17 protein-coding genes are annotated in these 13673 nt (G+C 38.8%); 1 reads left to right on the forward strand and 16 read right to left on the reverse strand.

What is annotated here, in order from left to right:
* The 15 genes from Q8P68_00935 to Q8P68_01005 all read right to left on the reverse strand — a co-directional run.
* Nucleotides 1-444, reverse strand: a 444-nt coding sequence (locus Q8P68_00935) for an aconitase family protein (protein ID MDP4007736.1), incomplete at its 3' end; no start/stop codon positions are given.
* Nucleotides 445-561: 117 nt separating this feature from the next.
* Complete coding sequence (locus tag Q8P68_00940; protein ID MDP4007737.1) at nucleotides 562-738, reverse strand: hypothetical protein; 177 nt, start codon at nucleotides 736-738, stop codon at nucleotides 562-564.
* On the reverse strand, nucleotides 735-1445 hold the full coding sequence (locus tag Q8P68_00945; protein MDP4007738.1) for a zeta toxin family protein: 711 nt from the start codon (nucleotides 1443-1445) through the stop codon (nucleotides 735-737). Before Q8P68_00945 ends, Q8P68_00940 begins: the two co-directional genes overlap by 4 nt.
* 79 nt (nucleotides 1446-1524) lie before the next feature.
* On the reverse strand, nucleotides 1525-1893 hold the full coding sequence (locus Q8P68_00950) for a type II toxin-antitoxin system PemK/MazF family toxin (GenBank protein ID MDP4007739.1): 369 nt from the start codon (nucleotides 1891-1893) through the stop codon (nucleotides 1525-1527).
* Nucleotides 1890-2636: a S24 family peptidase gene (locus tag Q8P68_00955; protein MDP4007740.1), complete on the reverse strand. Its 747-nt coding sequence runs from the start codon at nucleotides 2634-2636 to the stop codon at nucleotides 1890-1892. The genes Q8P68_00950 and Q8P68_00955 overlap by 4 nt, the downstream gene beginning before the upstream one ends.
* 298 nt (nucleotides 2637-2934) lie before the next feature.
* Complete coding sequence (locus tag Q8P68_00960) at nucleotides 2935-3771, reverse strand: GIY-YIG nuclease family protein (protein ID MDP4007741.1); 837 nt, start codon at nucleotides 3769-3771, stop codon at nucleotides 2935-2937.
* Nucleotides 3772-3773: 2 nt separating this feature from the next.
* Nucleotides 3774-4526 carry a DUF2779 domain-containing protein gene (locus tag Q8P68_00965; GenBank protein MDP4007742.1) on the reverse strand — a complete coding sequence of 251 codons (753 nt, stop codon included), beginning with the start codon at nucleotides 4524-4526 and terminating at the stop codon, nucleotides 3774-3776.
* A complete protein-coding gene (locus Q8P68_00970; protein MDP4007743.1) occupies nucleotides 4520-5281 on the reverse strand; it encodes a hypothetical protein in 762 nt (253 codons plus the stop codon). The genes Q8P68_00965 and Q8P68_00970 overlap by 7 nt, the downstream gene beginning before the upstream one ends.
* Before the next feature lies 1 nt (nucleotide 5282).
* Nucleotides 5283-7937, reverse strand: a complete 2655-nt coding sequence (locus tag Q8P68_00975) for a DEAD/DEAH box helicase family protein (protein ID MDP4007744.1) — start codon at nucleotides 7935-7937, stop codon at nucleotides 5283-5285.
* The gene (locus Q8P68_00980) at nucleotides 7934-8737 is read right to left on the reverse strand and encodes a hypothetical protein (protein ID MDP4007745.1); all 804 of its coding nucleotides are present in this window, start codon (nucleotides 8735-8737) and stop codon (nucleotides 7934-7936) included. Before Q8P68_00980 ends, Q8P68_00975 begins: the two co-directional genes overlap by 4 nt.
* A 2-nt stretch (nucleotides 8738-8739) precedes the next feature.
* Nucleotides 8740-9231, reverse strand: coding sequence for a hypothetical protein (locus tag Q8P68_00985; protein MDP4007746.1), 492 nt, complete (start codon nucleotides 9229-9231; stop codon nucleotides 8740-8742).
* A 2-nt stretch (nucleotides 9232-9233) separates the two neighbouring features.
* Nucleotides 9234-9965: a hypothetical protein gene (locus tag Q8P68_00990; protein ID MDP4007747.1), complete on the reverse strand. Its 732-nt coding sequence runs from the start codon at nucleotides 9963-9965 to the stop codon at nucleotides 9234-9236.
* A 13-nt stretch (nucleotides 9966-9978) separates the two neighbouring features.
* Entirely contained in the window at nucleotides 9979-11859 is a 1881-nt protein-coding gene (locus Q8P68_00995) for a site-specific DNA-methyltransferase (GenBank protein MDP4007748.1), read from the reverse strand.
* Between the two features lie 34 nt (nucleotides 11860-11893).
* Complete coding sequence (locus tag Q8P68_01000) at nucleotides 11894-12397, reverse strand: ImmA/IrrE family metallo-endopeptidase (GenBank protein MDP4007749.1); 504 nt, start codon at nucleotides 12395-12397, stop codon at nucleotides 11894-11896.
* The gene (locus Q8P68_01005; GenBank protein ID MDP4007750.1) at nucleotides 12387-12722 is read right to left on the reverse strand and encodes a helix-turn-helix transcriptional regulator; all 336 of its coding nucleotides are present in this window, start codon (nucleotides 12720-12722) and stop codon (nucleotides 12387-12389) included. The genes Q8P68_01000 and Q8P68_01005 overlap by 11 nt, the downstream gene beginning before the upstream one ends.
* 289 nt (nucleotides 12723-13011) lie before the next feature.
* Here Q8P68_01005 and Q8P68_01010 point away from each other — a divergent pair, with 289 nt between their 5' ends.
* Nucleotides 13012-13233: a DUF2188 domain-containing protein gene (locus Q8P68_01010; GenBank protein ID MDP4007751.1), complete on the forward strand. Its 222-nt coding sequence runs from the start codon at nucleotides 13012-13014 to the stop codon at nucleotides 13231-13233.
* A gap of 170 nt (nucleotides 13234-13403) precedes the next feature.
* Here the strand turns inward: Q8P68_01010 and Q8P68_01015 are convergent.
* The coding region (locus Q8P68_01015; protein ID MDP4007752.1) for a hypothetical protein at nucleotides 13404-13673 on the reverse strand (270 nt) is incomplete at its 5' end.

A 13673-nucleotide genomic window follows, 5' to 3' on the forward strand; every position in this document is an offset into this window, starting at 1 on the left:
GATGCCGAAGCCCATGGCACCGAAGGCTCCGTTGGTAGCCGTGTGCGAGTCCCCGCAGACCACGGTCATGCCCGGCTGAATCAGCCCCAGCTCTGGGGCGAAGACGTGGACGATACCCTGGTTGCCGGAGTCAAAGCCGAAAAATGGGATGCCGAACTCCCGTACATTCTGGCGCAGATATTCGATCTGAGTCCGGGCTCCTTCGTCGATGATGTTGAAGCGGTCTTTTCTGGTGGGAGTGGAGTGCTCTTCCGAGGCCACTGAACGGTGCGGCTGTTTAACTTTCAGACCTTTTTCATGGAGTTTTGTGAACCCCTGTGGTGTGGTGACCTCGTGCATGACGTGCAGGTCGATGCCGAACACAGCGGGGTGATTGGGTTTCTGCAAAACCACATGCTTGTCCCAGATTTTTTCGATGATGTTTCGGGGGGTGGTTTTTGGCATAGAAAAGAGAGCTTTCGAGAGTGCAGTATAGGCGAAAGCCAGGCTTACTCACGGAGGTTTCGTGAGGAAAGTTACGGGGTTTGACGTACTCGCCTTCCTTTAATCCGCTGAAATTTGTTAGGAGTTTTTTAGCTTTAGGTTTGCCTTTTTTACCAACTCTCTTTGATCTCTGTTGGCTTCTTTTGCAGCTTTGGTAAATACTGAGATTTTCTCTTCTTTTGGAGCATTATAAAAAAAGTCGGAAAATGTGTCTTTCGGTGAGGTATCGAAGGAATTGTGAATTGTCTTGCTCATAAGTCCTTTTTTAAGCGCGTTTTAGTATAGCCCCTAGGGATATGCCGGTCAATGTTGTCACCTGGTTCGATTTCAATAAGCTTTTCTACGGTATTTTTCCCGTGGTCCTTTTTGACCAGGTAGATGATAACTTCCGGGCCATACTCTGATCGAATCTTATTGACCGTGTTTCTTGATCCAAAAAATTGGTCGATAAAGGCTTGCTTGGGAATGTTTCTCCCTTCAAGCACTTCCCGTTTTTTAGCAAAGTCCCAGGCCACGTCTGGTTTTTGATAGACGTAAAAAATGAAAACAGGTCTCTTTTTCTTGAGTGATCTCTCAATGTTTTTTATGGCTTTTTCGTATTTCCACAGTGTTCCATCGAGGATAAAATTTTGGCTTTTCTGAAGTACTAAATCATGCATTTTTTCTATGATCAGTGAGATAGCGCCTTGAAATACACTGGAATTCATCCCGGTGTATCCTGGTAGATGTTCTCTCAGCTCATCACCGTCGATCCGCACGACTCTAGGCCTGCTTTTTTCAAAAGTTTTAATGAGGCTTTTTGAGAATTCTGTTTTGCCTGCTCCCGGAGAGCCAGCCATAAAAATGGATATGGGCGTACCGCTGGGGGTGTATGCTACTGGGTCGGTCAGTTCTTTAGCAATTTTTCCTTTGTTTCTTCTAGCAAAAAAATCAGCGGTAGCTTTAATTTCTGTATGAGTCATGAGATTGGGGCTATTCCAAATGATATGTTAACTCTAGCACATGATAATTCAAGGTATGGGGTGTCTGCCAAGCCGTGTACTAATCGCTTCCCTTACCCAGCCTAAAATGAGTGGGCAGATAGTCTCGGATCTGATGAAGGTAGTCATTCTCCAGGCTTCCTATACGCTTCAGGAGTCGTCGCTTGTCAAAGGAGTGTATGTCGTAGACCTTCAGCACTGAATCTGCTCTGAGCTGGTTAGTTTCTGAATATTTTACCAGGACATCGTCTTTCAGTTTCCTCTCCACATTGGAAGTAATCAGCATGATGGTCACAAGGCTTGATTTTTTAATCTGCTGATCTGATTCGATAACTACGCCGGGTCTCTTACCCTGAAATTCATGGCCAAAAGAAGGGTCACAGTTAATCCAGTAAATTCCTCCGTACTCAATCGTAAAATTTGTCGTCATACATTCTCATAATAATCATAGTCTTCTTTCGACTGTGGTCCAAGATCCTGCAAAATATCCTGCATGCTGGCGTTGCGAGCGACATCAAGGTCATCTGGCACTTTAATGACCAAGAGAACCTTACCATTCACTCGATAGTCAACCAGGTCATCCTGATGAATGCAAATGGGTGGAATGTGCTCGCTGGATTCAGAAACAAGAAGAATCTGCCGATTCCTTTCATCATGGTGAAAGCGCTTAATGTTCGCGCAGCCATCGATGATGGAGACGACATATTCTCCGTTCTGTGGTTGGAAGAGAGCGCCATCTACGATGACATAATCTCCGTCATCAATCACCCCGCCCTGCACTTTCTGAGCACGGTTCATAGAGGTGCCGATCGCCCTTAAGGCAAACAGCTCCTTTGCTTTTTTTAGAGAATTTCCCAGCACTGCTGGAGACACTTGAAGGTGCCCCTCGGGTCTTTCGAGAGCGAATTGCAGCGCTTCTCCACAGTTGGCGCTGCCAAGGATAGGGATTGGGATCAGGTATGACTTACCTTTTTCACCGGATTTAATCCGTTCAATAACCTTCTTGGCCTTATCAATACGGATGAGGTTCTTCTTGGCGAGCTGGAAGAGATGGTGCTTGATGGTCTGAGCATTGTCTTTGCCCCCTAAAAGAGCGCTGATTTTGAGAAGTGGCAGGCCATCGAGTTTGCGCTGATCTGCCAGTTTGAGGAGTTGTTGTTGGGTGGAGTGCATAATTTAAAGGATTCATTTACAATTGTAGATGAAATAGAAATTATTGACAAATGAAAAGTCACGCGTTCGCAGAAGCTCTTCGTGGAAGTGGTATTTCTTCGGTGTGGTACAGTCCAATATATGGGGTACCTGCCAGACAGTCGTTTGTTTTAAATATTTTCAAATTTCTTTTTCCGTTTTGGGTGGCGGTCAGAGGGGAATTAAAGGGGTGAATGCCCGCCACCCAAAACACCTATTTCTGGTTTGAGGGAGGGGCAAGAGGGGAACAAAAGGGGTGAATTGCCCCTCCCTCAAACATCTATCTTAATACTTCATCCATTGTTTTTCCTTCACTATTTTTCCAGGTGATCCAGGCGTTGACATTTCTGCCAGCTGCGAATCCGCCAGCATGATTAGGACTTCTAAATGTCACATTCTCTTTCAAAATATATGCTCCATTTATTAAATCTGCAGATTTGTTAAAAATATTATTTCGTTCATCTAGTGAGCTTGGGAATGCTTTTGCCCAACTCTGTGCAACCCCAGGATCGATTTCAGAACCTGCAAGCATTACAAATTTACCAGCGTCAAAAACTGCTCGTGCTGTTTTGCTTTTTATTTTACATATCCATACGTCCTTTTCACTTATTTCTTTTTCATCTAAAACATCAAATACTGGATAGCCTAAGGCTGAACTTAAAAGTGATAAATCCTGAAAAAACTCTTCAACACTTGAAATTTTGAATTGATGTAAATTATTCTTTGTTGGCACTGTTCGATTGTGGATTTCACATTTCGATGCCTCTTTTGCTTGCGCAACAGCTATTGCTTCAAGATATCCAACATCACTTTTTTCTAAAGAAGAATCTTTCGCTACAAAAACAAGGACAAGATCCCAATAGTCTTTTTCTGTATCTGCTCCATGTGTGGATATTCTTGATAGGAAATTTTCTGTTTCGCCTATATATGCATGTTCACCATCTTTTGATACCAATATATACAATGCAGGTTTATTTAATTCTTCAAAATTTTTAGCTTCTGCAAGTTTTTCTCTGGGCAATACATAACCACGTATAATTCTATTTGATAGTTCGGCTATTTTAATTCCTGTAGGATCGCCAGATGGAAGATGGATTGTAATTGTTTTTGGATTCATATTCATATTAATTTAAGTAATTCTTCATAAATTCTAACCATAGCCCATGTATCCATTTTGCAGTATTCTAACATGTCTTTTTTGATTTGTGCTTTTGCTGATTCACTTTCGGCTTCAAATACCAGCTTCTTCCAGGCATTCATGGCCATTGAGCCATCTTTCACATTTAGATCTTTATAGCTTAATTCGTGGTCAAGTACGGGTAATACTTTTTTAATCGAGTATTTACCTTTGAAATCTTTGTGTACGTATAAGTTTTTTTGGAATATATCCATTAGATCAAATAGCCTTTCATTAATGTTCTCCATTGATTCTGCATATTCTGGGAATACTTCACCAATGTTCTCATTACATTTCTTTTCAAACTTTTTGTTCCAAACAATAATACTGCCTTTATCTCCAATAACTTCTTTTAAAGATTCGGTAAGTTCTTTCATTGGATTTGTGCTGCCATCTTCTGCTAAAAATTCTACATGCTCATACTCTTCACCTGGTTCTCTTTGAATATGTAATGAATATTGAAATGGGATTTGCATATATGGCCTGCAACCATCATATATTGGCACTGCTGTTGGATATGTTTCATAGTCTAAATAGTAAAATGGGTATTCCATTTCATCTAATAGCTTCTTTATTTCGGCTGATTTATTCGTTGTGATTTCTGTTTGAGTAACATCTACATGGCTTCTTTGATTTTTAGATAATTCAAAGTCTTCTGGTACATCATAAATACTTAAATAACCACCTTCTACCATCCCTCCAGTCTTTTTGGGCTTAGTCCAATAAGGGCTATGTCATGCACTGAATATTTAGGCATATCCGGATACAAGTAACCGAAAGCAGGACAATGATTTGCACGTGATTTATAAATGCAATCACAAGGTTGAGGTTCATTGTCTTGTCCCATCAATATTCTCATGCCTGCAATATGCTCATTAATTTCAGGCTCTAATTCATGTACTTTTTCGGTGATATCTGTTTTTGCAATCAGTTGCACAGGATTTATTTCACCTTTTTTTGCATATTCCTTATTGAGTTCCAATAAATTTACTTTGCCTACTTTGTAGCCTGCTAGTTTTAAAACAATATATTGAAAACCTGCATCATAAAGATGTAATTTCTTGTTTTTACTTTCACCTTCTTTGTCGCATGTGGATCCTTTTGCCTCATTAATAATCCAATACTGATTATTCTCATCCCATTCCAACATATCCACCATCACATAAAGTCCATCTGTCTCAAACGTAGCTTGGAAGATAACCTTTTTACCCTCGTCTATTAGACCTTTAGTGTCCGCTACAGCTTGCTCTTGTCTACTTTCGACTAAAACCCCACCAGGGAAGATTTTGCGTCCCCACGCCTCAACTTCTTGTCCGCTTTTTATAAGCTCTTTACTAAAATCATCTAACTCTCTTATGTCCAAAATCTCTGGTTTCTTTTTGTGAAACCAAAAATAATCTGGGCAGGTTAGGAATTTGAGGTAGTCGGATTTTGTGATGAATTTAGACATTCTATTGGGTTATCATTTCACGTACCTTGCTAACTGGTGCTTTGAACTCAACGTCATCAAATTCTTCAAAATGTTTTGAACCGCATTTAATTTTCATGCGTTCCAATTCTCGCAATTCCTCTAAGTTGGTTGTACCTTTACTTTCAGCGACAAAGTAGACTCGCTTATCTGCCTCAAACACAACCGCCCAGTCTGGATTGTATGAACCGATAGGGGTTTCAATCTTGAACCAATAAGGTAGCTTGATATAAAATTTTACGTCTTCGTTTGTTTCTAGGTCTTTTGCAAACTGACTTTCAATTTGGGAATCACAAACAATGTAGTCATATAATGTCTTGTCTGATTCGTTTACTTTGAACATGCTATCTAAATACCCCTCAAGCTCTTCATTTTCAAACTGCCGCATTTCCCATACTTCACCTGCAATTTTTTCATACTTGATTCCGTCCACCATCATTTTTCTAAGAACAGCATTGATAAGAGTAGAAGCATTATCCATAAATTGTTGAGGATTCTTAAAAATGTTTGAGACTCTTCCAGACGCTTCAATAATTTTCAGAATAGTATCTTTTGTGAGTCTTGTTTTTCCCTGAATGTTTCCTAGAATATCTGGAATACTAGTTATTTGAACATCAACTCTCTTCTCCCGAACGCTGGTCAATTCTGTTTCAACCCCTTCTCTTGTAATATCCAACTTTGCTTTAAGGCTCATGATTTTAGGAGCGGTGATACTCATTCCCTCAAGTTCTTTTGAAGCCTTCTTAATCAATTCTGAGGTTTCATATTCAACCTGATAACGTGTTTTGTGCTGAATCTTCTTCCATAGGTCTTTGAAGTTCTCATCGAGCTGGTAAGCCTTCTTGAGTTTAACTGTTGTTCTTTTTGCTTTATCTTTCACTCTGCCTTTGAAATCTACACCACAGTCTTGCTCAATTTCAGTCTGCAAACTTCTAGCAAAATCCTCATAACTTTCATTGGCAGTTACAGTAAGAATATTGATGTTATCATCGAATACACGTACACCTTCTTGGTTTACAGGTAGGCGTAATCCACGACCAATTTCTTGTCGCTTTTTCATATCTGAACGAGATTCATTTAAGGTGCATATTTGAAATACGTTGGGGTTATCCCACCCTTCACGAAGGGCGGAGTGTGAAAATATGAAACGTAGAGGTTCGTCTATTGATAATAGCCTCTCTTTATCCTTCATTATTAAGGCATACGTATCATCGTCAAAACTTGTATTCCCTTTGGTGTCCTTGAGTATTCCTTTTTTATCCGCCGAGAAATATCCATTATGAACCTTAGCAACGTCATGTGGTATGAGATCTTTGTACATTGGATTTTGAATCATCTCATTGAATGCCTCCTCGAACCATTCTGCAAATTTACCATTGAGAGCTTTTCCATCTTGATAGTCTCGATAATTGGCTACTCGGTCTATGAAAAATAGTGAAAGTACTTTTATATCCCTCTCTTTTAATCTTTTTTCTTTTTCAAAATGATTCTGAACAGTCTTTTTAATTTGGAATTTCATCACCTCATCGTTAAGGCCGCCTTGTGTTTGCCCAACGTAAAGCATCGTACCGTTACTGAATGTTACTGCCTGACCTGCTACATCTATCTCGTTAATTATGTAACCATCTTTGTAGATATCTCTTTGACCTGAAACTTCAAATAGGTCATCGCCAACCTTAAAAGTAACTATCTTTTTGCTAACACCACTTTTATCAGCAACATCTATCTGCATTTTGGCTGTCACCTTCGTCTTCTTTGCGTCTACCGACTTGAGTTCAACATAAGCTCCATTATGACTCTCTTCGGTAATAACAGAATCCACCTCAATCTTTTTTACTAAACCTAAATCGTATGCACTAACTGGGTCGAGCTTATGTACAAGATTGTAATGATATTTGTGAGTAGCAGAGTAGCGAAGAGTGCAGAGAGGGTTGAGATTATCAATAGCCTTCTTTCTAATATCTGTTTCCATATTTTGGGGTTCGTCTACTATCACGATAGGTTTCACTCCCTGTATGTATTCAATCGGAATACCCCAATCGCTGTTCTTGTAAATGATGTTTTTACCTTTATTATCCTCGCTGTACTTAGCAAAGGAGTCGATATTGATAACAAGAACTTGAAGAGCGTTGGTGGTAGCAAAGTTTTTGAGTAATCCTCGCTTTTTAGGGTCATACAGGTAGAAGTCCATCTCTGGATTTCCATACAACATGCTGAAATGCTCTTGTGTGATTTTGAGATTTTTTAGTACACCCTCTTTAATAGCTATGCTTGGAACAACTATAACAAACTTCTTGAAACCATACTGCTTGCACAGTTCATGAATAGTTCGGAGATAAACGTAAGTTTTACCCGTACCAGTTTCCATTTCAACTGAAAAATGTTTCCCGTCTAGCTCTTTTGATTCTTTGAGGTCTCTCTCCCCCTGAATTACTTGAAGATTCTTGAGCATTGTTTCTTCTGCAAGTACAAGATTATTACCGACTACAAATTCGTTACCGATCTGTAACTGATCTTCTGGTAGAGATAGCTTCATTTCAAAATCGCCCTTATTCAAGGGTTGTCCTTTGAATAGGTCTGTAATAGCCCTAACGGCTTCTAGCTGGTATTCCTGTGTTGCGTCAAATTGTAGTTTCATAATTGTTTATTTAGTTGAAGAAGTGGAGTCTTAAATCTGGAAGCCCCAAAATGTTTTGAAAACTCAGCTTCATTTGTGACGGCAAGGGTGTCTAGTTGTATTTCTTTCCCATCATTAAGCAGTATCTTCTGGGTGTTCTCCATCATGTTTAGAAGGAAATATGCTTTTTGCATGGCACGTTCCCAGTTGAAAGAAATATCATGCCTGCTTACAACATCTTTCTTTTTTGTTAGGTATGAAATGCTGGCATTGAAATCTCCAATTTTGAACGTAGGGGCATTACTTGTTTCAGCTTTTATGGTGATAGTGTTGCTCCCGTGACTTTTTACTCGAAACCCATGTTTATAAGCATTTAGCAGGTCATAGTCTTTCAGATAATCTTCGATAGCTTCCTTGAGCATCTGTGTGTATTTTTTTCTTTTGTCTGCAAGATTGTTAATTTCGCTTTTTTCTTTAATTCCAAAGACCCAGTTATCAAGAAGATATGTTGTAAATTTGGTACAAAATCTAGTTTTATTCTGATTGATGATAAAGAATCGGGTATCAATTTTATCTTTCAAGTCCCTATTACTCAAAAATAAGTTATCCCACAAGTTGTTTTCTGTGATGGCAAATATGTTTATGCAAAATACTTCAATCAGTTGAAGGTATGCCGAATATAATTGAAGAATCCACACTTTCTTTGACTCATCCTTCTTTAATTTACGGAGTTTGTCACAATAAAGATCCATTGCTTTTTGCCATAAAGAAAAATCAATTTTTCTGTAATGATCCAAAATGTCATTGTTGACTGTTGCCATAGTTATTGTTTTTGAAAAATAGACTGAATATAATCGCCCATTGATACTAAAAATCCCCAGTGGTTAATAATAGTGTCTATAAAAAACAACCCAATTATTACTGACAAAAAGCGTTTTGAATCAAAAAAATCTAAAATTTTATGGAAGGGCTTTTCGCTACTTAAAAATCTAATAATGCCAGTAGCAACAAACAGCACCAAAATTAAGAATAAGTACTCTTCAATATCGGCCCCATTTGAACCAAATGTTTCAATGATTACGTAGCCAATAAGAATTAACACAAAAGCAGACATCGAAAAATCTTCTCTAACTGCTTGCATTATGTTTTGGGGTAAATGCCATATTCCACTGCCTTGTGTTGGCTTTCCTTCATCTACAACACTATTTAGCATCTCTTGAGGTATGTTTTTTGAGGTACTGCTAGTTTCAATGGAGGTGAAATCATCATTCTCTCCAATAGACAATACCGCTGTTTTATCATCATTTTTCGCCATACCTATTTCTGTAAATTAAAGAAGTACTCTAGAAATCCTCCTAGTTTTTTTTCAATACTATCCACACTTTCAATAGCCAGCTCTTTGAGTTTTTGTGAGCTATCTAGCTTTAACTCCTTTTGACTCAAATCAATGTCAAAGTATATTCCGTTGTCATACTTAAAATTTGAATAATAATCATTTCCAAAAATTTTACTAACAATTTCTTCTTTACTCATTGGACCTGTGGTGAAATTCACATGGCCTGCATCACTTTCCATGTCTATTGCAAAAACACCCGTATCAATTATTTTTCCTTCCATTTTACTCTCTATCTCACTTGCGTTTTTTAACATCATATTTTTGTATACTTCCTTGATGCCATCAAGACTCATGCCGTTTTTGTGATAAAAGACTGAAGTTTTTATGCCAATACGTGCAATATCTGTTGTTTGATACCTTTTGAATTCCTCTACGATTTCAAAAAGTTTATTGATATAAGTCTTAAAATCATCAAAATTTTCACTTGCCTCAATTTGTAGTCCAAAATTTTCCCAACTAAAAAATACAACCTTATCTAAGCTGTCATTCGTAATATCAACCCTAGATCCAGTCAATTTGAGCTTGTTCCAGCCCATTTTCTTGATGATGAAATCACCCATTTCACCCTTATAGTCCATAAAGCTAAGGCTTCTGTTTTTAAGTCTTACCTCCAATATATGACGAGCTATCAAATGGTCCTGTTTTTTTGCCATAGCAGTAGAAATGTTAAATAATCTTAAAATCTATCTTTCCAGCCTCCATTTGCAAGACTGTGTTCGTTTTAAGCTGGTCATTGCCTCCAAATGCTTTATCGAGACAGATAGCCTTCTCAGGCTTATCAGCTAGAATTGCATCGACTAGACCTTGAGAGAGCTTATCCTCAAGGCAAATAACCAACTTGCCTCCATCTAGTAAGTAGTAGGCTTTCTTGTCTGCTTCCTTTTTATCTACATCGACATTCAAATCAAGCCCGCTTTTGAGTACTAGCTCGTAAAGGATATTATCCTGCGTACTCTCTTTCTTCACGTTATCAACAAATATGTTCATTTGTTCTATCAATTCCTCGTCGTTCTTCACGTCTGTTCTCCAAATTTTGAAATTGCTTTGGTCGAGCTTGAAGACTTTGAATCCCGTATCTAGCTTATTGCCGTCTAGGTCTAATTGGCTTCCTTTTTCATCTTTTATTCTTTTACCTGCACGTCTGATACGCTCCTTTGAAATATCTGAAATGTTTTTGTAACCGGACTTGAAGGCTTCGCTTTTTTCATCACAAAGCTCGGGTAATTGAACTGAAATGCACTTTCTATTCCCACCATCTTTTGAATTAAGCTCCATGACCGCATGTGCTGTTGTGCCTGAGCCGGCGAAAAAATCCAAAACAATATCTTCTGACTCTGTGGCAACTGTTAACATTCTTCTAATCAAACCTGTAGGTTTGGGGAAATCAAATACTTTTGCACCCATAAGCTCATTAAGTTCCTTGCTAGCTTGGTCAGTTGTACCAGTGCTTTTATGATTCCATAGGTCAACGGGTACCATTCCGCCTTCCATTTCAGTCAAGAACTTTTTTAGACGTGGGTAAGTATTTCCACCTTTTATCCCCCAATAAAGTCGATCTTCTTTTATATGTGTTTTATAAGTCTCTTTACTATATTTCCATGCGTTAGTTGGATGAGAAACGACTTCTTTGGTTATTGGATTCAGTAAATCGTACGACAAGTTCGGACGTGCTTCTTTCAGGGCTGGATTGACATAAGATACGCTTGTCCATACGCCCCTTGAGTCATTGTCGGGATTTGAATATGTAGAATCAGCTTTCTCATTTCTCGGCTCACGAAGAGTTTCCACCTCGTCAGACCTCCTGTATAGCAGAATCCGTTCAGTCAACGTAGCAAACATTTTTGCATTATTGCTTCTTGTAAATCTTTTCTCCCATACAATTTCTGACACAAAATTTTCTTCACCAAATATCTCATTCAAGAGAATCTTTAGATTGTGTGACTCGTTTTCATCGATGCTTACAAAAATAAGACCATCTTGTTTCAAAAGGTTTCGCGCCAAGAATAGGCGAGGGTACATCATATTGAGCCAATCAGAATGGTAATGACCTCTATCGCTAGTGTTCTTCATCAGACCGTCACCTCTTAAATTACCACTATCATCCTTTATGCCAGCTTCTTGCTGATACTCATCTTTATTTTGCCTGAAATCATCATTGTAGACGAAATCATTACCCGTATTGTAAGGAGGATCAATGTAAATCATTTTCACTTTCCCGTAGTAGGACTTTTGTAGAACCTTTAGAACTTCAAGATTATCTCCTTCAATAAATAAGTTTTCTGTCTTGTCAAAGTCCACCGACTCATCTTTTGCCGGCTTTAGAGTGGCCGTAGTTGGTTCTTGAATCACTCGGAAGCAGCTGCTTTTCCCAGCCCAAGCCATGCCATACCGCTCGCTATCCAAGTCTACTTCTTCGCCCAAAGTTTGTTTGAGTTTTTGGCAATCGACTTTTCCTTCTGCAAAAATTTCTGGAAACTTTTGCTTGAGAAGCTCTAAGAGTTCCTCTTGTGGATTTAATGATTTTCCGTTCATTTTAGATTTTTTCATAGGATTGATAGCTTAGTTTTATAGAAATGTGAAATTATGAGACTGCCAGCTTATTAAGCAGTCGGTTCTTTTGTACTGCAATAATTGCAGCGGGTCGACTGACCCAATATCTTTTCATAATATCTTCAATCGTCTTATCCTTGTTTTTGACAAAAGTTTTAATGTCTTTGGCTGGGACTAATAATTGACCAGCAAACTCGTCTGCTTCCTTTTCCTGTGATTTTCCAGAAAATTGGCTACTGCTTCCATCAAAAGTAATATGTTCAAGTGCAATATGACCTATCTCATGTGCCATGGTAAATCTTTTTCTTTCATCTGACATACCTCTTTTGTACATAATTACGCAAAAACCTGCCTTGTCCATTTGTGTGACACCGTATGCTTCTAGGTCAGCCTCTCTTACGTTTGCACCAAAAGCTGAAACAATATCATTAAGCATTACAGGCACTTTTTTTTGTGCCTGATTTTTCCAAATCTCCTCTGCTTTTGATTTTGCAAACCCATACCTAGGTTCAGCAATGTCGGTATCATTTGTCATTGCCTTTGTTTTTTATAAAATTGTAATACTCTTCAACCTTTTCACGATCTTTTTTGCTGAGTTCTTTGTCTGCTCTGAGAGCTTCCATTACCTTAGGGCTATCATTGCTGTCTTCTCCTAATAATGAAGCAACTGTAACACCAAGTCTCTTGGCAATTAACATAAGATCCATCGCACTAACGTTACGATCTCCTGCTTCAATGAAGGCTATGTAGGCTGCTGATGATTTATTTACGCTATTGGCAAGCTCTGACTGAGAAAGTCCAAGCTCTTCACGCTTGCTCTTGATTCTCTTTCCCAATTTTACTTTTGATTCCTCATCCATAGCATTTTTATTTAGAGGGTAATAACTATTTGTAGCGTAACTGAGCGTTAAAGCAAAGTCAACAGTTCAGTAAAATTCATACTTGCCAGTTGTTAACTGAGCGTGTAAGCTAGTATTAGCTTTTAGTTATTAACACATGCCTATGCACTTAAAATTTTGCACCTAAAAAAGACACGTATCCAGCTTTGACAGCGTGTCTTTCCTACAAAAATCAGTCTTATGTTCAACACCGTAAGCATAGTAGGTTCTCCAAATCTTAGCAAGTTTCTTTAATAATAAACTTAATTTTATGGCTAATCAGCATATCGTTCAACGCCCAGAGGGCTGGGCTGTACGTGGGGAAGGTAATAAACGTGATACCTCCGTACATGACACACAGCAAGAGGCATTTGATGCCGCACGGCAAATCGCAATCAATCAAGGTGGTGACACTATCACTCATGGGAGAGATGGGCGAATCCGTGACAGGAATACCTACGGGAAACCAGACCATTTTCCACCGAAAGGGTAACTGGAGTTAATGTTCGATGGGGAAGTGAAATACCTTCCCCGTTTTTACTACAGAAAAGATTTGTTTGTTGGACTTCTGCAGATTTTATTTTGCTTCTTTAGTTTTGCTTTGAATTTCCCCTGTCAAAAAGAGTTGTTCCGCCGATAGGCGGAACTCCATATATCCCCTCATCAAAAAAAGCGTTTCCGGAGTGTAGCGGAGGAAACACCATATTTCCCCTTATAAAAAAAGAAAAAGAAATTTGAAAATTTTTTAAAACAATTGGGCGATAGCCCAAAAAAGAAAAGGAATATTTCAGCTAACGGTTCGCGGTTGTGCGAACTTTGACGTTGGTATAATAGCACGGTGGAGCCGTGCCAACCAATGGCAAAGTTGGGTGTAGCGAATTGCAAATGAGCGAAACCGCACAACCGCTGTTGTGCCGCCCCGAAGGGCAAGCG

Source organism: Candidatus Peregrinibacteria bacterium, assembly GCA_030700255.1.
In the GTDB taxonomy this organism is placed as follows: domain Bacteria; phylum Patescibacteriota; class Gracilibacteria; order UBA1369; family JABINC01; genus JABINC01.

Excerpts from the sequence above, each read along its gene's own strand:
- Q8P68_00940 (MDP4007737.1), bottom strand. The coding sequence starts at position 738 with ATGAGCAAGACAATTCACAATTCCTTCGATACCTCACCGAAAGACACA.
- Q8P68_00945 (MDP4007738.1), bottom strand. The coding sequence starts at position 1,445 with ATGACTCATACAGAAATTAAAGCTACCGCTGATTTTTTTGCTAGAAGA.
- Q8P68_00950 (MDP4007739.1), bottom strand. The coding sequence starts at position 1,893 with ATGACGACAAATTTTACGATTGAGTACGGAGGAATTTACTGGATTAAC.
- Q8P68_00955 (MDP4007740.1), bottom strand. The coding sequence starts at position 2,636 with ATGCACTCCACCCAACAACAACTCCTCAAACTGGCAGATCAGCGCAAA.
- Q8P68_00960 (MDP4007741.1), bottom strand. The coding sequence starts at position 3,771 with ATGAATCCAAAAACAATTACAATCCATCTTCCATCTGGCGATCCTACA.
- Q8P68_00965 (MDP4007742.1), bottom strand. The coding sequence starts at position 4,526 with ATGGTAGAAGGTGGTTATTTAAGTATTTATGATGTACCAGAAGACTTT.
- Q8P68_00970 (MDP4007743.1), bottom strand. The coding sequence starts at position 5,281 with ATGTCTAAATTCATCACAAAATCCGACTACCTCAAATTCCTAACCTGC.
- Q8P68_00975 (MDP4007744.1), bottom strand. The coding sequence starts at position 7,937 with ATGAAACTACAATTTGACGCAACACAGGAATACCAGCTAGAAGCCGTT.
- Q8P68_00980 (MDP4007745.1), bottom strand. The coding sequence starts at position 8,737 with ATGGCAACAGTCAACAATGACATTTTGGATCATTACAGAAAAATTGAT.
- Q8P68_00985 (MDP4007746.1), bottom strand. The coding sequence starts at position 9,231 with ATGGCGAAAAATGATGATAAAACAGCGGTATTGTCTATTGGAGAGAAT.
- Q8P68_00990 (MDP4007747.1), bottom strand. The coding sequence starts at position 9,965 with ATGGCAAAAAAACAGGACCATTTGATAGCTCGTCATATATTGGAGGTA.
- Q8P68_00995 (MDP4007748.1), bottom strand. The coding sequence starts at position 11,859 with ATGAAAAAATCTAAAATGAACGGAAAATCATTAAATCCACAAGAGGAA.
- Q8P68_01000 (MDP4007749.1), bottom strand. The coding sequence starts at position 12,397 with ATGACAAATGATACCGACATTGCTGAACCTAGGTATGGGTTTGCAAAA.
- Q8P68_01005 (MDP4007750.1), bottom strand. The coding sequence starts at position 12,722 with ATGGATGAGGAATCAAAAGTAAAATTGGGAAAGAGAATCAAGAGCAAG.
- Q8P68_01010 (MDP4007751.1), top strand. The coding sequence starts at position 13,012 with ATGGCTAATCAGCATATCGTTCAACGCCCAGAGGGCTGGGCTGTACGT.